Source organism: Pseudomonas sp. GG8 (assembly GCF_052976945.1).
In genome coordinates, this window is sequence record NZ_JBRIIP010000001.1 from 2,357,056 (window position 1) to 2,377,185 (window position 20,130).

Annotated in this window: 20 protein-coding genes and 1 pseudogene; 8 read left to right on the forward strand and 13 right to left on the reverse strand. The window is 56.3% G+C overall.

Annotated features, from left to right (window positions below; genetic code table 11):
• Positions 1–21: 21 nt before the first annotated feature.
• Positions 22–573, reverse strand: a complete 552-nt coding sequence (locus ACVBEG_RS11300) for a DUF4946 domain-containing protein (RefSeq protein WP_322179220.1) — start codon at positions 571–573, stop codon at positions 22–24.
• A 153-nt stretch (positions 574–726) separates the two neighbouring features.
• Here ACVBEG_RS11300 and gloA point away from each other — a divergent pair, with 153 nt between their 5' ends.
• Entirely contained in the window at positions 727–1,248 is a 522-nt protein-coding gene (gene gloA, locus ACVBEG_RS11305) for a lactoylglutathione lyase (RefSeq protein ID WP_447107703.1), read from the forward strand.
• Between the two features lie 68 nt (positions 1,249–1,316).
• Here the strand turns inward: gloA and ahpF are convergent, their stop codons facing one another.
• The 3 genes from ahpF to ACVBEG_RS11320 all read right to left on the reverse strand — a co-directional run bounded on the left by ahpF (position 1,317) and on the right by ACVBEG_RS11320 (position 4,630).
• Positions 1,317–2,879 carry an alkyl hydroperoxide reductase subunit F gene (gene ahpF / locus ACVBEG_RS11310; RefSeq protein WP_447107704.1) on the reverse strand — a complete coding sequence of 521 codons (1,563 nt, stop codon included), beginning with the start codon at positions 2,877–2,879 and terminating at the stop codon, positions 1,317–1,319.
• 126 nt (positions 2,880–3,005) lie between these two features.
• The gene (ahpC, locus tag ACVBEG_RS11315) at positions 3,006–3,569 is read right to left on the reverse strand and encodes an alkyl hydroperoxide reductase subunit C (protein WP_219059729.1); all 564 of its coding nucleotides are present in this window, start codon (positions 3,567–3,569) and stop codon (positions 3,006–3,008) included.
• 101 nt (positions 3,570–3,670) lie between these two features.
• Positions 3,671–4,630, reverse strand: coding sequence for a site-specific integrase (locus tag ACVBEG_RS11320; RefSeq protein WP_322216449.1), 960 nt, complete (start codon positions 4,628–4,630; stop codon positions 3,671–3,673).
• Between the two features lie 177 nt (positions 4,631–4,807).
• Between ACVBEG_RS11320 and ACVBEG_RS11325 the strand changes: the two genes are divergently transcribed.
• Positions 4,808–5,821 (forward strand): DNA-binding protein, encoded by a 1,014-nt coding sequence (locus ACVBEG_RS11325; protein ID WP_447107705.1) that lies wholly within the window; start codon positions 4,808–4,810, stop codon positions 5,819–5,821.
• 21 nt (positions 5,822–5,842) lie between these two features.
• Here ACVBEG_RS11325 and ACVBEG_RS11330 read toward each other — a convergent pair.
• From ACVBEG_RS11330 to galU, 3 genes and pseudogenes are all read right to left on the reverse strand, one after another.
• A pseudogene (locus tag ACVBEG_RS11330) lies at positions 5,843–7,111 on the reverse strand (ATP-binding protein); the annotation flags it as partial.
• 600 nt (positions 7,112–7,711) lie between these two features.
• Entirely contained in the window at positions 7,712–9,070 is a 1,359-nt protein-coding gene (gene gorA, locus ACVBEG_RS11335; RefSeq protein WP_447107706.1) for a glutathione-disulfide reductase, read from the reverse strand.
• Between the two features lie 128 nt (positions 9,071–9,198).
• On the reverse strand, positions 9,199–10,032 hold the full coding sequence (gene galU, locus ACVBEG_RS11340; protein ID WP_219059733.1) for a UTP--glucose-1-phosphate uridylyltransferase GalU: 834 nt from the start codon (positions 10,030–10,032) through the stop codon (positions 9,199–9,201).
• A gap of 371 nt (positions 10,033–10,403) precedes the next feature.
• On the opposite strand from galU, the gene ACVBEG_RS11345 reads away from it, so the two are divergent.
• Together ACVBEG_RS11345 and ACVBEG_RS11350 are read left to right on the forward strand one after the other, a co-directional pair.
• Positions 10,404–10,592, forward strand: coding sequence for a hypothetical protein (locus tag ACVBEG_RS11345; RefSeq protein ID WP_322179213.1), 189 nt, complete (start codon positions 10,404–10,406; stop codon positions 10,590–10,592).
• A 131-nt stretch (positions 10,593–10,723) separates the two neighbouring features.
• Positions 10,724–11,005: a hypothetical protein gene (locus ACVBEG_RS11350; protein ID WP_447107707.1), complete on the forward strand. Its 282-nt coding sequence runs from the start codon at positions 10,724–10,726 to the stop codon at positions 11,003–11,005.
• A 61-nt stretch (positions 11,006–11,066) separates the two neighbouring features.
• Here ACVBEG_RS11350 and ACVBEG_RS11355 read toward each other — a convergent pair whose 3' ends face one another.
• Both ACVBEG_RS11355 and ACVBEG_RS11360 read right to left on the reverse strand, forming a co-directional pair.
• The gene (locus ACVBEG_RS11355) at positions 11,067–11,297 is read right to left on the reverse strand and encodes a hypothetical protein (protein ID WP_322179211.1); all 231 of its coding nucleotides are present in this window, start codon (positions 11,295–11,297) and stop codon (positions 11,067–11,069) included.
• A gap of 51 nt (positions 11,298–11,348) precedes the next feature.
• On the reverse strand, positions 11,349–11,699 hold the full coding sequence (locus tag ACVBEG_RS11360) for a hypothetical protein (RefSeq protein WP_322179210.1): 351 nt from the start codon (positions 11,697–11,699) through the stop codon (positions 11,349–11,351).
• Between the two features lie 166 nt (positions 11,700–11,865).
• On the opposite strand from ACVBEG_RS11360, the gene ACVBEG_RS11365 reads away from it, so the two are divergent.
• From ACVBEG_RS11365 to nhaB, 4 genes are all read left to right on the forward strand, one after another.
• On the forward strand, positions 11,866–12,171 hold the full coding sequence (locus tag ACVBEG_RS11365) for a DUF1883 domain-containing protein (RefSeq protein WP_322179209.1): 306 nt from the start codon (positions 11,866–11,868) through the stop codon (positions 12,169–12,171).
• Between the two features lie 34 nt (positions 12,172–12,205).
• Positions 12,206–12,385: a hypothetical protein gene (locus tag ACVBEG_RS11370; protein WP_322179208.1), complete on the forward strand. Its 180-nt coding sequence runs from the start codon at positions 12,206–12,208 to the stop codon at positions 12,383–12,385.
• Positions 12,386–12,432: 47 nt separating this feature from the next.
• Positions 12,433–13,113, forward strand: coding sequence for a DNA oxidative demethylase AlkB (gene alkB / locus ACVBEG_RS11375; RefSeq protein WP_447107708.1), 681 nt, complete (start codon positions 12,433–12,435; stop codon positions 13,111–13,113).
• Positions 13,114–13,210: 97 nt separating this feature from the next.
• Positions 13,211–14,713 carry a sodium/proton antiporter NhaB gene (nhaB, locus tag ACVBEG_RS11380; RefSeq protein WP_322179206.1) on the forward strand — a complete coding sequence of 501 codons (1,503 nt, stop codon included), beginning with the start codon at positions 13,211–13,213 and terminating at the stop codon, positions 14,711–14,713.
• On the opposite strand, the gene ACVBEG_RS11385 is transcribed toward nhaB, so the two are convergent.
• Genes ACVBEG_RS11385 through gnd form a run of 4 tightly spaced genes read right to left on the reverse strand, consistent with a single transcriptional unit; the run spans position 14,697 to position 19,877 of the window.
• Entirely contained in the window at positions 14,697–16,520 is a 1,824-nt protein-coding gene (locus tag ACVBEG_RS11385; RefSeq protein WP_322179205.1) for a glycoside hydrolase family 15 protein, read from the reverse strand. The genes nhaB and ACVBEG_RS11385 overlap by 17 nt on opposite strands.
• A 17-nt stretch (positions 16,521–16,537) precedes the next feature.
• Positions 16,538–17,356, reverse strand: coding sequence for an HAD family hydrolase (locus ACVBEG_RS11390; RefSeq protein WP_322179204.1), 819 nt, complete (start codon positions 17,354–17,356; stop codon positions 16,538–16,540).
• On the reverse strand, positions 17,353–18,882 hold the full coding sequence (zwf, locus tag ACVBEG_RS11395) for a glucose-6-phosphate dehydrogenase (protein ID WP_447107709.1): 1,530 nt from the start codon (positions 18,880–18,882) through the stop codon (positions 17,353–17,355). The genes ACVBEG_RS11390 and zwf overlap by 4 nt, the downstream gene beginning before the upstream one ends.
• Positions 18,882–19,877, reverse strand: a complete 996-nt coding sequence (gene gnd / locus ACVBEG_RS11400; protein WP_322217786.1) for a phosphogluconate dehydrogenase (NAD(+)-dependent, decarboxylating) — start codon at positions 19,875–19,877, stop codon at positions 18,882–18,884. Before gnd ends, zwf begins: the two co-directional genes overlap by 1 nt.
• Between the last annotated feature and the right edge of the window lie 253 nt (positions 19,878–20,130).

Below are 20,130 nucleotides of genomic sequence, written 5' to 3' on the forward strand. Positions count from 1 at the left end.
CGATGGCTCGCGCCTTTACGTTTACGGCGCAACCACCAAGTGCAGGCTGTCCCTAATGCGTTGCACCTCCTCCTTGCTCGCGACGTAGCCATCGGCAGAGCCCGCGTAGGAAAGTGACCAGGCCATGTCGTGGCTTGCGGCCGCGACCAGGGTCTGAGTCATGACGTGCCCGCCGTTCTGAGTGATGGTGCAGGTGGTTTCCAGCGCCGGAAGATCACTCAGGGTGCTTTTATGGATCTTGCTGCAAACGCTCTGAAATCCACCACGGGCAAAGTCGATCTGGACTGATTTGCGCATTTCCAGCAATACGCTCTGCACGTTGACATCATGCCCCGGCTGAAGCCGCGATTGAGTCAACTCCATGACCATGATCGGGTCGCCATTCTGATCATTCTTCACTGCGCGTTGTCTCATCTGCACTGACGGCTGAGCTGCCGCATCAGCGACTGGGGGCAAAGGCTCTACTTCCCAACCGCTCGGCCAGGTGATCATCACATCGGCCGCATGCACACCGCTCAGACCGAGCAGCAGGCACAGGCTTATCAAGGATGATCTGCGTTGCAGGTAAATCATGATCGGTACTACCAGGACAATGAGCCGGAAAGTTTGAGCCTGTCACCGCCAACGGACAAGGCTTTGCCGTCTTTTTATCACCGCCCGGGTTTGGCACCGACTGCCCTGCCCCGTATCATTTGGCGATTACAGATTTTTTAACGGGAGATACCCATGAGCTTGCACGAACTGAACACCTTTACCGGCGTCACCGCCACCCCGGATGTCGCGACACTGGGCTTTGTGTTCAACCACACCATGCTGCGGGTCAAGGACATTACGGCTTCCCTGGATTTCTACACCCGCGTATTAGGCTTCAGCCTGGTTGAAAAACGTGATTTCCCTGAAGCCGAATTCAGCCTGTATTTCCTTGCGCTGGTGGATAAAGCCCAGATCCCTGCAGGTGAAGCCGCTCGCAACCAGTGGATGAAATCCATTCCCGGGATTCTGGAGCTGACTCACAACCACGGTACCGAGAACGACACGGCCTTCACCTACCACAACGGCAACACCGACCCGCGCGGTTTCGGCCATATCTGCCTCTCCGTCCCGGATGTTCACGTGGCGTGCGTACGCTTCGAAAGCCTGGGCGTCCCGTTTCAGAAGCGCCTGGCCGATGGCCGCATGAACAGCCTGGCCTTCATCGAAGACCCGGATGGCTATTGGGTCGAAATCATTCAGCCGACGCCGCTCTGACCTCTAAGTACGATTGTTATCAAAAAGCCCCCTGCATGCAGGAGGCTCCTTAATCGCAAGCGCCTGAATCACTCCGGTGCAGAAGTACGGATCAAGTGATCGAACGCACTCAACGATGCTTTGGCACCTTCGCCCAGCGCGATGATGATCTGCTTGTAGGGCGCGGTGGTGACGTCACCGGCGGCGAAAATCCCGGGAATAGAGGTTTCGCCACGTGAATCAACAACGATCTCGCCGCGCGGTGACAACTCGAGGGTGCCTTTGAGCCAGTCAGTGTTAGGCAGCAAGCCGATCTGGACGAAGATCCCTTCTAGCTCGATGGTCAATGTTTCGCCGGATTGGCGATTTTTGTAGAGCAAGCCGTTGACCTTTTGGCCGTCGCCCGTCACTTCCGTGGTCTGCGCGCTGGTGATCACCGTGACGTTCGGCAGGCTGTTGAGCTTGCGCTGCAACACTGCGTCGGCGCGCAGCTGGACATCAAACTCCAGCAAGGTGACATGACTGACGACACCCGCCAGGTCGATAGCTGCTTCTACACCCGAGTTGCCACCACCAATCACGGCGACACGTTTACCCTTGAACAGCGGGCCATCGCAGTGTGGGCAGTACGCCACGCCACGGTTGCGGTATTGCTGCTCGCCGGGGACGTTCATTTCGCGCCACCTTGCGCCAGTCGCGAGAATAACGGTCCTGGATTTGAGCGAGGCGCCGCTGGCGAACTTCACTTCGTGCAACGCTCCGGCCTTGCCCGGAATCAGCTGATCCGCGCGCTGCAGGTTCATAATGTCGACGTCGTATTGCTTGACGTGCTCTTCCAGCGCAACGGCCAGTTTAGGGCCCTCGGTGTGCTGAACAGAGATGAAGTTCTCGATGGCCATGGTATCAAGCACCTGACCGCCAAAACGCTCAGCCGCAACACCGGTCCGAATACCTTTGCGTGCCGCGTAGACCGCAGCCGCCGCACCGGCAGGGCCACCACCGACTATCAGCACATCAAAGGCGTCTTTGGCATTGAGCTTTTCAGCTTGCCTATCACCTGCGCTTGTGTCGATCTTGGCCAGAATTTCCTCCAGCCCCATGCGACCCTGACCAAACAATTCACCGTTCAGGTAAACGCTCGGCACGGACATGATCTGCCGGTCAGTGACTTCAGTCTGGAACAATGCACCGTCGATGGCGACATGACGGATGCCAGGGTTGAGTACGGCCATCAAGTTCAAGGCTTGAACGACGTCCGGGCAGTTCTGGCAAGACTGGGAAAAATAGGTTTCAAAATTGAATTCGCCCTTGAGCGAGCGAATCTGTTCGATAACGTCTGCGCTGGCTTTGGACGGATGGCCGCCAACTTGCAACAGCGCCAACACCAGCGAGGTGAATTCGTGGCCCATTGGGATGCCGGCAAAGCGCAGGCTGATATCGGCTCCCGGGCGGTTCAACGAGAACGACGGCGTGCGCGCATCAGTCCCGCTGTCGAGCAAGGTGATGTGCGGCGTCAGACTGACGACGTCTTTGAGCAGCGCGAGCATTTCTTCGGATTTCGCGCCGTCATCAAGGGATGCAACGATCTCGAACGGCAGGGTAACCCGCTCCAGGTATGACTTCAGCTGGGCTTTAAGAGTGGCGTCCAACATGAGGGCGATTTCCTTTTTTTGTACGCTAGAAAAAACAACGCCCAGGCGATGGTCGCCCGGGCGTTTTTGGGGGCGATGCGGATTACGTGCTTAAGAGCTCATGGCCCCCAGCCGATGCATGTCGACTTAGATCTTGCCGACCAGATCAAGAGACGGGGCCAGAGTGGCTTCGCCTTCTTTCCATTTGGCAGGGCAAACTTCGCCTGGGTGAGCAGCAACGTACTGAGCAGCTTTGACCTTGCGCAGCAGCTCGGAAGCATCACGGCCTACGCCACCATCGTTGAGTTCAACGATTTTGATCTGACCTTCAGGGTTGATCACGAAGGTGCCACGGTCAGCCAGACCTGCTTCTTCGATCAGCACATCAAAGTTACGCGAGATCACGTGAGTCGGGTCGCCGATCAATGGGAACTGGACTTTGCTGATCACCTCGGACGTGTCGTGCCAAGCTTTGTGAGCGAAATGGGTGTCAGTCGACACGCCGTAGATTTCAACGCCCAGTTTCTTGAACTCAGCATAGTTATCAGCCAGATCGCCCAGTTCGGTAGGGCAAACGAAGGTGAAGTCAGCTGGGTAGAAGAATACGACAGACCATTTGCCTTTCAGGTCGGCTTCAGAGACGTCGACGAATGCGTTGTTGGCGAACGCAGTGGCTTTGAATGGCTTGACTTGGCTGTTGATGATAGGCATCGATGAATCTCCTGGTGGTTGGAAAAATCTATGAGACGGATCTTACGCACAACCGGCTGCATGGGCTCATTGGCAAACCTCATGCCGCTGATTGGTTTTCACTATAAGAGATGTTTATTAATAGAAGAAATCACTGGAGCCTCTGCGCCGCCACTCATTGACATGAATGGCGTGGCTTCGATGTAGCGCAAAGCCGACTTCATGTCTTTCCAGCCGACATAGCTCATCAGCGACTTCAGGTCCCAACCGCTGCGGTGCGCCCACGTGGCAAAACCCCGGCGTAATGAGTGACTGGTGTACTGCTCGGCGGGAATGCCCGCACGCTCCAACGCCTGACGCAGCAACGGAATGATGCTGTTGGCGTGCAAGCCCTCTTCGCCCAGATTGCCCCAGCGATCAATGGCTCTGAATACCGGGCCGCGCACCAGAGCTGCGCAATTGATCCACTCGATGTAGGCCTGTACCGGGCATAAACGCTGAAGTGCCGGAGTCTGGTAGGTTTTGCCCAGATTGTCCCGATCACTTTTGCTGCGTGGCAGGTACAGACTGATCCCCGAGCCCGCGACGGCTTGAACATGTTCGATGTCCAGGCGACACAGTTCGTCGCTGCGAAAACCTCGCCAGAATCCCAGCAGGATCAGCGCCGCATCGCGACGACAACGCAAAAGCTCAGGCTGATTGTTATCGGCCAGCGCCTGAACGGCTTCTTGATCGAGCCACGCCACCACGTGTTCCAGCTGTTGCAGTTGCAGTGGCTCAGCCTGTTTCTCCTGAGCGGGATGCAGGGCGCGAATACCCTTGAACACCTTTCGTACGACGGGCGCTTTGGTCGGGTCTACAAATCCTTGGCTGTTGTGCCATTGCGCCAATGCAGACAAGCGCAACTTCAGCGTGTTGATCGACAGCACGCCGGCATACGCCACCAGGTAGCGCGCCACGCTGTCGCTGGTCGCGGGCAGAAACCCGCCCCACGTCACTTCGAAATGCTCGATGGCCGCCCGGTAGCTGCGCCGCGTGTTGTCACGGATCGCAGCTGATAAGTAGCGATCGAGATCATTCATGGTTGGAGATTCCGTTTGTGTACTGAAAAGCGCGGTTGAAACGCGTTTTTTGCGGATCGGATTGGATAATACCTTAATATCCCATGTGTATTTTTAGAAATACAGCAGCATAATTAACATTCATGTAGTATGTAATTACAGTGTACATACCACAGTACGAAATCGTAGGAGTTCGACATGGCACGCGGCGGTGTAAACAAGGCAGTCGTTCAAATGGCACGCACCGCGCTGCTTGCCCGCGGCGAGCACCCGAGCATCGACGCTGTACGTATCGAAATGGGTAACACCGGCTCGAAGACGACCATTCACCGTTATTTGAAGGAATTGGACGAAACTGATGCCCGCAGCAATGCGCCACAGGCCGAGATCGGGGACGAGTTGACTGAGCTGGTGAGTCGACTGGCGCAGCGATTACAGGAACAGGCGCAAGCGCTTGTCGACCAGGCGCAAAACGCCTTTACAGCTAAACAGGATGAACTGCGACAGGAATTGATGGCAGCACAGCACCAGCTGAGCGAGCTACAAATCCAGTTCACCGCCCAAAGCGATGATCTTCGCGTACAAAACGCAGCGCTGGACGCCACTCGCCAGTTGCTGCATACCGAGCAAACAACTACCGCCCGCCTCTTTCAAGCCCATCAGGATATTGAGCTTCGCGTGCAGGACAAGGAGGGACAAATACGGTCGCTGGAGGAAAAACACCTGCATGCGCGTGACGCTCTTGAGCACTATCGCAACTCAGTCAAGGAACAGCGTGAGCAGGAACAGCGTCGTCACGAGGGGCAGTTGCAACAGGTGCAGATGGAGCTGCGTCAGGCACAACAAAGCGCGATGATTCGCCAGGATGAGATCACCCAACTGAACCGTGACAATGAGCGCTTGCTGGCCGAAACCCGCAGCACCCTGCGCGAGCTGAGCGCGCGGCAAGAGCAATTGAATAAGGCGACGAACCAATCGGCACGTCTGAGCGAGCAGTACCAACACACGCACACCCAATGCGCATTACTGCAAGAACGCCTGAGTGCAGCACAGAGCGAAAGTGATCTGCTAAAACAGGTTCTGACCGAGCAACAACAGTCAAACCAAACACTTCAGCTCGAGTTGATCAAGGCTGAGTTAGCCCTGGAAAACCTGCGCACATCTCATTCAGCTATCAACGAAGTGTCCGAAACACCAACACCGCAACTGTAATCAACACTCAGGCCCTCGCGCTCAAGGTCGTGCGCGCTCGATCATTTTGCGCACTTTGAGTGCCAGCTCATCGATGCTGAATGGTTTGATCAACATATCCATGCCTTGATCAAGAAACCCCGCGCACATTTCAGCACTACTCGCATAACCCGTCATGAACAACACACTCAGATCAGGACGATGCTGTCGGGCAGTGTCTGCCAGTTGTTGCCCGTCAAGCCCTGGCAGCACGACATCACTGACCAGCAGATCAATACGCTCCTGGCCTTGCAACACAATGAGTGCGGCTTCACCGTCGCCAGCCTCAAGCGTCGCGTAACCTAGCTCACGCAATTCATCGATCACCAGCGTGCGCACTGCCACCTCGCCCTCGACCACCAGCACTCGCTCGCCCTTTAGCGCCCGCGGCGGGCTCGGGTTTTCGTGTTCGGCGATATGCCGCTCACCCCGCTCCAGATGGCAAGGCAAATACAAATGAATGCGCGCACCCTGCCCCTCGGCGCTGTCGATGTGCACATGACCACCGGTTTGCTTGATGAACCCGTAAACCATGGACAACCCTAGCCCGGTGCCCTGCCCGATCGGCTTGGTGGTAAAAAAGGGATCGAAGGCACGACCGAGCACCTCGGCCGACATTCCGCTACCGCTGTCCTCAACGCTCAGCAGCACGTACTCACCGGGCGCCAGCGTGTCCTGCTGGATATCGATGCGCGCGACGGCTGTTCTGATCGTCAGCTGTCCACCGCCAGGCATCGCGTCGCGGGCATTGATCACCAGGTTCAACAAGGCGTTTTCCAACTGATGTTCGTCGGTGTTGGCTTGCCACAAGCGAGCCTGAAGGTCAGTGCGCAATACGATACTTTCGCCAAGCGTGCGCCGCAGCAACTCCTCCATGGAGATCACCATCCGATTCACGTCCACCGCCTTCGGGTTCAGCGACTGACGCCGGGCAAACGCCAGTAGTCGGTGCGTCAACGAGGCCGCACGGTTGGCCGAGGTCATCGCCGCATCAATATAGCGACCGATTTCCCCTACGCGCCCGGCGGCGACGCGTCGCTGAATCAACTCAAGCGCGCCAAGTACGCCCGTCAGCATGTTGTTGAAGTCGTGGGCAATACCGCCAGTCAGTTGCCCGATAGCGTCCATTTTTTGTGCATGGCGCAACGCCTCTTCAGCGTTTTCACGCTCTCTCATTTCGACTTGAAGCAATTCGTTGATCCGAAGCATTTCCAGGGTGCGCTCTGCCACCCGCCGCTCCAGCCCCTCATTGAGATCACGCAGCGCTTCTTGCTGATCGTACAAAGCCCGACGCAACTCCAACTGGCTGACCACCTGTCGTGCCAAGGCGACCAGAGTGGCAAGCTTCGACTCGGAAAGATGTCGAGGCTCTACATCGTAGACACAGAGCGTACCCAGCGGCAGCCCTTCAGCGGTGAGTAGCGCGGTCCCGGCATAAAAACGCAGGTTTGGGGCATTGGCGACCAGAGGGTTATCGGCGAAACGTGGATCCACTCGCAGATCGGCGACCATCATCACGCCGGGCTGACGAATCGTCTGAACGCAAATGGAATCTGCGAAGAGCACTTCCGGCAACGCCAGCCCGGCCTGAGCCTTTGGCCACTGGCGCCCGGCATCGATCAGATTGATCTGCGCCATCGGCACCTCGCACAGTTGGGCCGCGAGACAGGCAATATCGTCGAATGCCTGCTCTGGTAACGTGTCGAGGATGTTGAAGTGAGCAAGCGCAGCTAACCGCGCCTCCTCGCTCCAGGGCACAGCGCCCCAAAGGTTGTGGCTACTCAAGAAACTGACCCACGTCCTGAAAATTTCTTCTGCATGGCTCAATCCTCATCCTGCAGCTCGAGTGATGACTGGCGATATTTAACCAGCTTAGCTGGCGACGGGCGTACGCAACGTGACAAATTCCTCGGCTGCCGTCGGGTGTACACCAATGGTTTCATCGAATATCTGTTTGGTGGCGCCGGCTTTCAACGCGATGGCCAAGCCCTGGATGATTTCGCCGGCATCTGGCCCGACCATGTGGCAACCGAGCACCTTATCCGTTTTGACGTCGACCACCAGCTTCATCAGCGTGCGCTCCTGATTGTCGGTGAGCGACAGCTTCATTGGGCGGAAACGGCTTTCAAAAATCTGAACCTCGTGACCCGCTTTCCTGGCATCTTCCTCGGTCAGGCCCACGGTACCAATGTTCGGCAGGCTGAAAACCGCCGTTGGAATATGAGTGTAGTCAACCGGACGATACTGCTCAGGCTTGAACAGGCGTCGAGCAACCGCCATGCCTTCGGCCAGCGCGACTGGCGTAAGTTGCACCCCGCCGATGACGTCGCCAATCGCCAGAATCGACGGTTCGCTGCTTTGATAGCGCTCGTCGACTTCGATATAGCCGGCCTTGTCGAGTTTGATCCGGGTATTTTCCAGCCCGAGATTATCCAGCATCGGCCGCCGCCCGGTGGCGTAAAACACGCAGTCGGCGGTCAATTGACGACCGTCCTTGAGCGACAACTGCAAACTACCGTCGTCTTGTTTGTCGATTCGCGCGATATCGGAATTGAATTGCAGATCAATGCCGCGCTTGGTCAGTTCTTGCTGCAGATGCGTCCGAACGGCACCATCGAAACCGCGCAGGAATAATTCGCCGCGATACAGCTGAGTGACCTCAGCGCCAAGACCGTTGAAGATCGACGCAAACTCCACGGCGATATAGCCACCGCCAACCACTACGATACGTTTTGGCAGCTGTTTGAGGAAAAAAGCCTCCTGAGAGGTAATCGCGAGTTCGCTTCCAGGGAATTCCGGGACCTGTGGCCAGCCGCCGGTCGCGATCAAAATGTGTTCGGCGCTGTAAATCTGACCGCCGATTTCAACCTGATGCGGATCGCGCAGCTTGGCGTGCCCCTCAAGCAGAGTCACGCCACTGTTAACCAGCAGGTTGCGATAGATGTCATTAAGGCGGTGGATTTCACGGTCTTTGTTGGCAATCAAGGTCGGCCAATCGAACCTGGCCTCACCGACCGACCAGCCAAAGCCTTTGGCTTGCTCAAAATCTTCAGAATAGTGAGCGCCGTAGACCAGCAATTTTTTCGGCACACAACCCACGTTGACACAGGTACCACCCAGGTATCGGCTTTCCGCAACCGCTACGCGCGCACCAAAACCGGCGGCAAAACGTGCCGCTCGTACACCGCCGGAACCGGCACCAATCACAAAAAGGTCGAAGTCGTAGGCCATTGCTGTCTCCTTAGCAGGCCAACAGCATAACCGCTTCGGCATTGTCGGTCAGCGCTGTTGGCCAGAAACGACAAAGCCACCCGAAGGTGGCTTTGTCCTATAAGCAAGCCTGAAAGAAACTCAGATGCTTAGCTGCCCTTCTTGTAGAAGTGCTCGAAGCAGAAGTTGGTCGCTTCGATGTAGCCTTCAGCGCCACCGCAGTCAAAACGCTTGCCCTTGAACTTGTAGGCCAGCACGTTGCCTTGCTCGGCCTGTTTCATCAGGGCGTCGGTGATCTGGATTTCACCGCCTTTGCCCGGCGGAGTCTCTTCGATCAATTTGAAGATGTCAGGGGTCAGGATATAGCGGCCGATAATCGCGAGATTGGACGGTGCGTCCTCAGGAGCCGGCTTTTCTACCATGTTAGTGACGCGGTAGAGACCGTCCTTGATTTCATCACCAGCGATCACACCATACTTGTTGGTTTCCTGTGGATCGACTTCCTGAATCGCAATGATCGAGCAGCCATAGTGCTTATGCAGCTTGACCATCTGAGCCAGAACGCCCTCACCTTCAAGGTTCACACACAGGTCATCGGCCAGTACGACAGCAAACGCTTCGTTGCCGATCAAAGGGCGACCACTGAGGATTGCGTGGCCCAGGCCTTTCATTTCGGTCTGGCGCGTGTAGGAGAAGCTGCATTCGTCGATCAGGCGACGAATACCGACCAGGTATTTTTCCTTGTCGGTACCCTTGATCTGGTTTTCCAGCTCATAGCTGATGTCAAAGTGGTCTTCCAGAGCTCGTTTGCCACGACCCGTGACGATGGAGATTTCATTCAGACCTGCATCAAGTGCTTCTTCCACGCCGTATTGGATCAGTGGCTTGTTGACCACCGGCAGCATTTCCTTGGGCATGGCTTTTGTCGCTGGCAGAAAGCGAGTGCCGTAACCGGCTGCTGGGAACAAGCATTTCTTGATCATATAAGTCCCTAATAAAAAAGGCTGTGGCTGTTTGCGGCGCAGTCTAATCAGGCGGCGGCAACCTTACAATGCCCCGTCACTGGCCGTCCGCTGCTTTGGTAGAGGAATTTCAGCACATATAGTTCCGCAACATCGTAGATATTGCACGCTTCAAAGACTGTTGGTCCACGCTTCAAATCACATATATGATCGAAATCTGTCTGCCGGACGGCGCACATTCAATCACTTGAGCCAAGGCCCCTACACCTTGAACACGGTGCGCCGTGACTCGCTCAAGCGTAGTTGACCTCGCTTGGTTGTGCGGGAATAAAGTGCAGCGTGTGGACATGCGCTTTATCATGCACGGCCTGGAACATCCAAAGAGATTGATGATGTCGGAAGTGAAAAGCGTTAATGGATACCTGATCAACAAATTGCAGGACGGCCAATGGTGGGTGTCTGATGCCCTTGGCGAAGCTATTGCGGGTCCGTTCGCCTCGGAAAGCGCAGCCATCGAAGTCGCCGCAGTCCTGCAAGACCAACCCAAAGCCCCGCGCCGCCGCTCCAACCCTAAACCCTGATCGTCGATGGTCGCGATGCCGATGTGTGCGGGACGTAAATCTCGCATGATTCGCGTGCAACTATTACGCCATCAGTCGGTCGAAAAAATGGCAGACACTCCCCGATAGCGCTCATCACGAAGCATGAAACCATGAACAAACTTTTAGCAGTTATCGCTGTACTGGGGCTCACCGGCTGTGCGACCGCGTCTAATACCTACTTGAACAACGGCCAGCAGGGCCTGAGCATCGACTGTTCAGGAGAAGCCATGTCTTGGAGCAGTTGCTACGAGAAAGCGGACGCCTCCTGCGCAGGCACGGGCTACAACATTGTTGCGACTAATGGGACGGCGCAACCTAAAGAAAGCGACAAAACGCTAGGCGTCGACGTAGGCAACTACAAAAGCCGCAACGTAATCGTGACCTGTAAGTAGCACTGACTTCACGTCCACCAGAAAATGCCCCGTCGACTGTTTTTTTGAACTGACAGGGCTTTTACAGGTGAATTTCCGCAAACTTGATACCCAGCCCGCGGATGGTTACCACCAACTCGTCCAACTGGTAGAAAGACTCGACTTCGTCGTCATCATCTACCAGAAAAAAGCTTGTGCCCGCGCTTGTCTTGAAAAATACGATCCACTCCCCCGCAGTGGCCGGATTCTGAATGATGTGAGTGGTCGAAATATTCCCTTCTGCATGCCGCAGCGTCACCAACTCTCGCTTCATACATCCCTCAAACAATCGAAACTCTCCACCCCGTCAGACCTGCTTCCGGCTTCAGCCGGAGATGCAATCTGTGGCGGCTTTCTGGACATCCATGGGCCGCAGCGGCATGTTCGCGATACGTTCGTAGACCTTGATTGAGCTGCCACTGGAACGGTTTTCGATCATCACCACTGCTGCGGGGTCCGAGCTGAATTTTTGCGCAATGATGACGCGCAAGCCATCATTGTTTGCCTCGATCAACGGCGGCTTGCGGCTATTGGCTAGCTTACCCACCAAGCAATCGGCATAGGCTTTCGGGCTCTTGCCGGAAATTACGCTCATGGTAGGTGGGGTATGCTCAATCTCTTCAAGAGTCGCGCAGCCGGTCATCGCGAGAGCCAAAAAAACTACTGCCAATTTCATACAATCCCTCCAGTTAGAATCCTACGACAAGCCTGAGAACGATTAGATCCGGGTTTAGGCACTTTTTATCGAGTATTAACGTAATAAAATGGGTATCGGCGATTAAATGCCTGCGCGCTCATGCTATCGTTTTGATTTTGCAGAAAAAGCCTTTTTCGGAGACACCATGAAATTTGTACACCAGCGCGAGCATCTCAACGAAGACGACATCGTCGTCATTGAGTGTTCCCAGCTCTGCAATATCCGCTTAATGAATGACGCGAATTTCCGCAGTTTCAAGAACGGCGGCCGCCACACTTACCACGGCGGTGCTTTCGACAGATTCCCGGCGAAGATTGTGGCACCCAGCACCGGTTTCTGGAACATCACCATTGATACCGCGGGGCGAAAAGTCGATACGGGCGGTGGCCGCAAGCCGTCGTTCACTCACACCATCAAGATTGTTCGTCGTTCGGCAACCCGGCTGAGCTGATAACGCTTGAATCGTGTCAGAAAAGGAATCCCTTGTGAGCACTCCCACCGCTACCACCAAATACGCTATCAGCTACAAACTCAACGGCGAACGCCGGTTTGAGTTTGCTCAGCTGCAATCAGCCTCCTCCGAGGAAGCTAAGGCGACTCTCGAAAAAATGCACAACGGCAGCGACGATAAAGTGACCGACGTCAAAGTCAGTAAGGCGCTCTGAGTCGCGCTTGAGCGACGGGCACACAGACGAATCAGCAGAGACTTCCCATGATTCGACGTGAGCGTTCGGTGCCTGCCACCCTTGACTTGTTCGCCGATGACACTCTGCTGGCGCCCTGCATTGAACACATCGGCCCGCGCTCGTTTGTCCTCAGGGGATTCGCTCTGTCGCGGGGCGAACACCTATTGCCTGCGCTGGAGCGTGTTCTCAGCGAGGCCCCTTTCAGGCATATGGTCACCCCTGGTGGTTTCACTATGTCGGCGGCCTTGAGCAATTGCGGCAGTCTCGGCTGGGTCACTGACCGCAGCGGCTACCGCTATACCCCAATCGATCCAGGCTCCGGCAACCCATGGCCAGGCTTGCCTGATGTGTTCATGCAACTGGCCCAGGCGGCGGCGAGCAAGACCGGATTTGCAGGCTTCGTGCCCGATGTCTGCCTGATCAACCGCTATGCACCTGGGGCAAAAATGTCCTTGCATCAGGACAAAAACGAACTCGACTATGAGTGGCCGGTCGTCTCGGTGTCCTTGGGCATCCCGGCCATGTTCTTGTTTGGCGGCATGGCGCGTAGCGACAAAGCCCAACGCGTCCCGCTGTTTCATGGCGACGTGGTGGTGTGGGGCGGAGAAGACCGACTGCGCTACCATGGCGTCTTGCCACTCAAACACGCTGAGCATCCGCTGCTGGGTGAACAGCGTATCAACTTTACCTTTCGCAAGGCCGGGTAAAGCGCGCCGCCCCCGAAAGACTGTAACTAAACCCCGCGCTTGATCTTGACCATCGCATACGGCACTTTGCCGGCACGTCTTACCTCAAGGACTTTCCATGCTCCGCTCTTTGGCCAGCGCCTTCGCGCACAATTTTCTCGGACATTCACCGCGCTGGTACAAGCTTTGTCTGCTGCTGTTTTTGGTCGTCAACCCACTGTTACTGTGGGTGGCTGGCCCGGTTGCAGCAGGATGGCTGCTGGTGGGTGAGTTTATTTTCACCTTGGCGATGGCGCTCAAGTGTTACCCGCTGCTGCCCGGCGGGTTATTGATGATCGAAGCCTTGCTGATGAAGATGACCAGCCCGCAGGCACTGTATGACGAACTGCTGCACAATTTCCCGGTGATCCTGCTGTTGATGTTCATGGTCGCAGGCATCTACTTCATGAAAGACCTGTTGTTGTTCCTATTTTCCCGTCTCTTGCTCGGTGTGCGCTCGAAAAGCATCCTCGCGTTGATGTTTTGCTTCTTGTCAGCGTTTCTCTCGGCATTTCTGGATGCGCTGACCGTGACGGCAGTCATCATCAGCGCTGGGGTTGGCTTCTATTCGGTCTATCACCGGGTCGCCTCGGGCAACAATCCACGCGAACCGATTGCATTCAACGATGATCAGAGCCTGCACACCGATCACCATGCCGACTTGGACCAATTCCGCTCGTTCCTGCGCAGTTTGTTAATGCACGGCGCAGTCGGTACGGCACTCGGCGGTGTCTGCACCCTGGTTGGCGAGCCACAGAATCTATTGATCGGGCATGAAATGGGCTGGAATTTCAGCCAGTTTTTCCTGTATGTCGCACCTGTTTCACTGCCAGTGTTGGTGGCCGGACTCGTGACCTGTGTGTTGCTGGAAAAACTGGGCTGGTTCGGCTACGGCGCCTTGTTGCCCGTCAGCGTGCGCAAGGTGCTGGCTGACTACGCAGCTCAAGATAATGCCGAACGAACCAACGACCAACGCGCAGCCTTGATCGTGCAGGGGCTGTCAGCGCTGATTCTGATTGGCGGGCTGGCGTTCCATATCGCCGAAGTGGGACTGATCGGCCTGCTGGTAATTGTGCTGATCACGGCGTTTACCGGGATCACCGAAGACAGCCGCATCGGCGAGGCATTCAAGGATGCAATGCCCTTCACGGCCCTGCTCGTCACGTTCTTTGCTGTCGTCGCGGTGATTCACGATCAGCAACTGTTCACGCCGCTGATCCACTGGGTGCTGAGCCTGCCGCCCGAGCAACAGCCAGGCATGCTATTCATTGCCAATGGCCTGCTGTCGGCTATCAGCGATAACGTGTTCGTTGCCACCATTTACATCACCGAAGTGAAGCAGGCGTTTATTTCCGGGCACATGAGCCGTGAACACTTCGAGGCACTGGCTATTGCAATCAACACCGGGACCAACCTGCCCAGCGTTGCCACACCGAATGGTCAGGCAGCGTTTTTGTTTCTGCTGACTTCGGCGATTGCCCCCCTGATACGCCTGTCCTACGGGCGCATGGTCTGGATGGCCCTGCCCTACACCGTGGTCATGGGCCTTTTGGGTTGGTACGCGGTCAGCTATTGGTTGTAGCAGCACAACCGCTGGCTCGTGCCTTGGCCGGGCACGCCGTGCGGTGCAGGTTCAGCGCCGTGTTGATAATGCCGATGTGACTGAACGCCTGAGGGAAGTTGCCGAGCATGCGCTTCCCCAAGACGTCATATTGCTCAGCCAGCAACCCAACGTCATTGCACAAGCCGCACAATCGATCAAACAACGCGCGGGCCTCAGCATGACGGCCCAGCAGCACATATACATCGGCAAGCCAGAACGAACACACCAGGAAGGTCCCCTCGCTACCGGAGACCCCATCCTGCGTCCGATCACTGTCGTAGCGCAGCAGCAGACCCTCTTGCATCAGGGCCTTTTCTATCGCGGCAACGGTGCCGATTACCCGAGGGTCATTTGCCGGCAAAAATCCGGTCAAGGCGATCTGCAACAGGCTGGCATCCAGCGCTGTCGAACCATAGGTCTGTACAAAACTGCCCAGTTGCGGATCGAAGCCATTGAGGCACACGTCCGCATGAATTTCATCGGCAACCGCACGGCAATGGCGCGCCAATGCGTGGTCCTCTTCGGTTTCAGCCACTTGGGCAGCGAAGTGCGCGTTGCGGTCGAAGGCAACCCAGGCCATGACCTTGGAATGGGTGAAGTGCCTTGGCTCAGAACGAATTTCCCATATGCCCTTGTCAGGCAGGTGCCAGACATTTTCCAGAAACGGCATGATCACCTTGATGATGGCCGTGCTGCGTGGCGGCCTTGGCAAACCACCTTTACTGGCCTGAGTCATGGCATCGGCGACCTCGCCATACACATCCAGTTGCATTTGCGTCGCCGCAGCGTTGCCGATTCGCACCGGACGTGAGTTTTCGTAGCCTCCGAGCCAAGGCAGCTCGTATTCCGGCAGACGCCGTTCGCCGCCCAGGCCGTACATAATCTGTATCTGTTCCGGATTGCCGGCCACGGAGCGCAACAGCCATTCCCGCCATGCGCTGGCCTCTTCGTAATAACCCAGGTTCATGAATGCCAGGAGGGTCATTGTTGCGTCTCGCAGCCAGCAATAACGGTAATCCCAATTCCGTTCTCCGCCCAACTGCTCTGGCAGTGACGTTGTCACCGCCGCGACGATGCCGCCGGTAGGCTCATACGTGAGTGCTTTGAGGGTGATCAGCGAACGCTTGACCTGAGCTGACCACTGGCCGACCTCCGGGCATCGATCAGAAAACTTCCGCCAGAATTGCTCAGTTGTTTTCAGCGCTTTTTCGCCGTCGATAACGGTATGGACTGGATGATTCGACGCTTGATGACTGAGGACGAACACCTTGCGCTGTCCAGCCTCGACCAGAAAGTCGCTGCCAGTGCGGTGATCCAGCGCATGCAATGCTGTCGGCGTGCGCAGCACCAACATTTCAGGCCCGGCAACAGCCGTCAGGGTATGCGGATCGCGCATTTCAACCCACGGCACACTGCTGCCGTAATCAAAACGTATGGACAGGTCCAGCTCGAACCCCACGCACCCTTCCAGTCCCACCACGATGCGTACCACGTTGCTGGCGGTTTCCGTGGGCATGAAGTCGATCAGCATGGCGCGCCCGGTGTCGGTCTCGAACAAGGTTTCGAGAATCAACGTGCCCTCGCGGTAGTGCCTTTCGGTGTGCTTGATCGGATCTTTCGGGCTGATTTTCCAGCGGCCGTTATCGCTATCACCCAGCAAAGCGGCGAAACAGGCTGGCGCATCGAATCGAGGGAAGCACAGCCAGTCCAGCGAACCGTCCTTTGTGACTAGCGCAGCAGTCCTGCAATTGCCGAGCAATGCATAGTCTTCAATCAGTGCGGCCATAGTAGGTATCCAAAAATTCAGGCTGGCAGAATGTAGCGTTTGATTGCCGTCGCCACGCCGTCCTCCAAGTTGCTGCCGGTGACGTAGTCAGCTTGGCTGCGCACGCTTTCCTCGCCCTGGCCCATGGCAATCGACAGTCCCGCCTTATGAAACATCGCGACATCGTTGCCCCCGTCTCCGATGGCGGCCGTGTGTGCCAGCGATACACCCACATACTCAGCCAATGTCACCAGCGCCGCGCCTTTGTTCGCCGCCACGGCGTTGACATCCAGGTAATACACTTGTGAGCGCGAGGCCAGCGCGAGCCCGGCGATGTGTGGATTCACTTGTGCTTCGAGACGTTTGAGTAACGCGTGATCGGCACTGGCGGCGACGATTTTGTCTATCCGGTCCAGGTAGGGTTCGAAACTGGGCACGAGGATTGGGTCGTAGCCCAGCGTACGACGTTCGTGATCAACGTAAGCGCCATTCGGATCGAGCAATAACCACTCATCGTCGGCGAATACCCAAACGGCACACGCGTGATCGGCAAACATTGCCAGGCTGGCGATAGCTGCCGCCTGCGGAATGCGGTGGGCCGACATCACACGGCCATCGGGGTGGGTAATCAAACCTCCGTTGAACGCCACGGTCGGCAGATCGATACCCAATGCTTCAACCTGCTGACGCATCGCCCTGGGCGGACGGCTGCTGGCCAGGGTGAACTGGATACCAGCCGCTCGTAATTGCCCGATGGCCTCGATATTTGCCGGGCTCAAACTGTGGTCGGGGCGCAACAAGGTGCCGTCGATATCGCACAACACAAACTGGATGAGGGGCCGTCGTTGACTGTTCATCCGATGCTGTGCCATTCACGTCCGTCGCGGGTCAACAAGTCATCGGCACCAGAGGGCCCATCCTCACCGGCCTTGTACAGCTCGACGTTGCTGTTTTTGCTCCATGCATCCAGAAACGGCTGCACCGCACGCCAGCCATTTTCAATGTTGTCGGCGCGCTGGAACAAGGTTTGATCCCCCGCAAGGCAATCAAAGATCAGCGTTTCATAACCTGTGGAGGGCAGCATTTCGAAGAAATCCTTGTAGGCAAAGCCAAGCCGGATGCTTTCCAGTTCTAGCGTCGGACCCGGGCGTTTCGCCAGTAAATCGAAACCCATGCCTTCGTTAGGCTGAATCTGGATTTTCAGGTAATTGGGTTTGAGCCTTTCGATGTCGGTGTCGCGAAATTGTGCGTAAGGCGCCGGCTTGAAGCAGATGGCTATTTCGGTGTCGCGGACGCTCATGCGTTTGCCTGTACGCAGATAGAATGGCACGCCAACCCAGCGCCAATTGTCGATCATGACTTTTAAGGCAACAAAGGTTTCCGTAGTGCTGTCAGCTGCCACGTTGGGCTCTTCCCGGTAGCCAGCAATGCTTTTGTCGCCGATCGTGCTTTCGGTGTACTGACCGCGCACCGAGTTAGCCAATGCCTCCTCCTCGGACCATGGGCGAATCGCACCGATGACCTTGGCCTTTTCCCCACGCACCGCGTCAGCACCAAAGGCGGCCGGTGGCTCCATGGCGATCATCGCCAACAGTTGGAACAAGTGATTGGGCACCATGTCCCGCAGCGCCCCGGTATGTTCGTAAAAAATGCCCCGGGTTTCCACGCCTACGGTTTCCGCAGCGGTGATCTGTACGTGGTCGATGTAGTGGTTATTCCAGAAGGCTTCGAATAAGCCGTTGGAGAAACGGCTGACCAGAATGTTCTGCACCGTTTCCTTGCCAAGGTAGTGATCGATTCGATAAATCTGTTTTTCCGTCATGACCTTGAGCAGGCAGGCGTTCAGGGCTTCAGCGCTACGCAGATCGGAGCCAAATGGCTTTTCAATCACCACACGCCTGAAATAACCATCGGGCTCCTCCAGCAACCCGGACGAGCCCAGGCGCTTGGCGACTTCGCTGAAAAAACGGGGTGCCGTGGCCAGGTAGAACACCGCATTCCCTGTGTTAGTGTCTTTGATCTTCTCGGCCATATCGCTATAGGTGGAGTCGTCGAGGAAGTCTCCCTGCACGTAGCTGATCCGCGAGGCGAGTTGACGCCACAGTTCCGGGTCCAGTGGCTCAGCCCCACCCTCGGCGACCTTGCCCGATGCTTCCTGGCGGATAAAGTCTTCGAGTTTTTTGGCGAAGTCGATGTCACTGATTGCGTTGTGGTCCACGCCGACGATGTGAATGCCACTGCCCAGCAACCCGTCCCGGCTCAAATTGTAGAGCGCGGGCATCAATAAACGCTTGACCAGATCACCGTGAGCGCCCAACAGAAACAAGGTCGTAGGTGGTGCAACCTCAGGCTTTTGTTTTGACTTGGAGTGCAGCAGCCCCATTATTTTGGTCCTTCTTTATGTCCGCCAAAACCAAAGCGCATGGCAGAAAGCAGTTTGTCACCATAGGTACTCTGCTGGCGTGAGCGGAAACGTGCAAACAGCGCGCCGGACAATACGGGCACAGGCACCGACTGCTCCATGGCCGCATCAATGGTCCAGCGTCCTTCGCCGCTATCAGCCACTGAACCGGAATAGGCCTCGAGTTGCGGATCGCTAACCAGCGCATCGGCGGTCAGGTCCAGCAACCAGGAGGATACAACGCTGCCGCGGCGCCAGACTTCGGCGATATCAGCCACATTCAGATCAAAGCGCTGTTCAGGCGCAAGGTTGTCGGAGCCTTTCGTTTTGAGAATGTCAAAACCTTCGGCAAACGCCTGCATCATCCCGTACTCGATGCCATTGTGAATCATCTTCACAAAATGCCCGGAGCCTGCGGGGCCGGCGTGAATGTAGCCACGTTCAGCCCGATCATCGGGAGCGTCGCGGCCTTTGGTCCGCGCCACCGAGCCATAGCCAGGGGCGAGGCTGTCGAATAATGGATCGAGACGTTGGACCACCGCACTGTCGCCGCCGATCATCATGCAGTAACCACGATCGAGGCCCCAGACGCCGCCGGACGTACCCACGTCGATATAGTGCAAATGCTTTTGCGTGAGGGCCTGGGCCCGGCGAATATCGTCTTTATAGAACGTGTTACCGCCATCAATAATCACATCACCCGCTTCGAGCAGTTGGCTGAGGACGTCGATGGTCTCTTCCGTCGGCTCGCCGGCTGGCAGCATGACCCACACTGCGCGCGGTTTCTCCAGAGCGGCCACCAGCGCGGCAATATCTGCAACAGCGGTAGCGCCTTCTTTGGCAAGGGTGGTGCGGGAGGCTTCATCCCAGTCGTAAACCACGGTTGAATGGCCCTTGAGCATCAACCGTCTAGCAATATTGCCGCCCATGCGGCCCAGTCCAATAATTCCAAGTTGCATGTGGTGGTGCTCCTTAATGCAAAGAAAAGGGAATGCCTCACCTGATAACCCGGCAGTACATAAAAGGTTAGTCCAGAGGGCTCGGACATAGTTCGCAACAGGCTGGGGTGTCGGGATGAGCCTGCCTGATAACGCGCGCTTCCGCGATCAGGAAACACTCATGACAATAAAAAATAAAAAAGTTCCATTCTTGCGAAAAAGAAATCAGAATCGGCAGCGAGAGTGGTTGGCAAAGGTGGCTAAGGCTTGGATGATTACCGCCCCCCTCCCG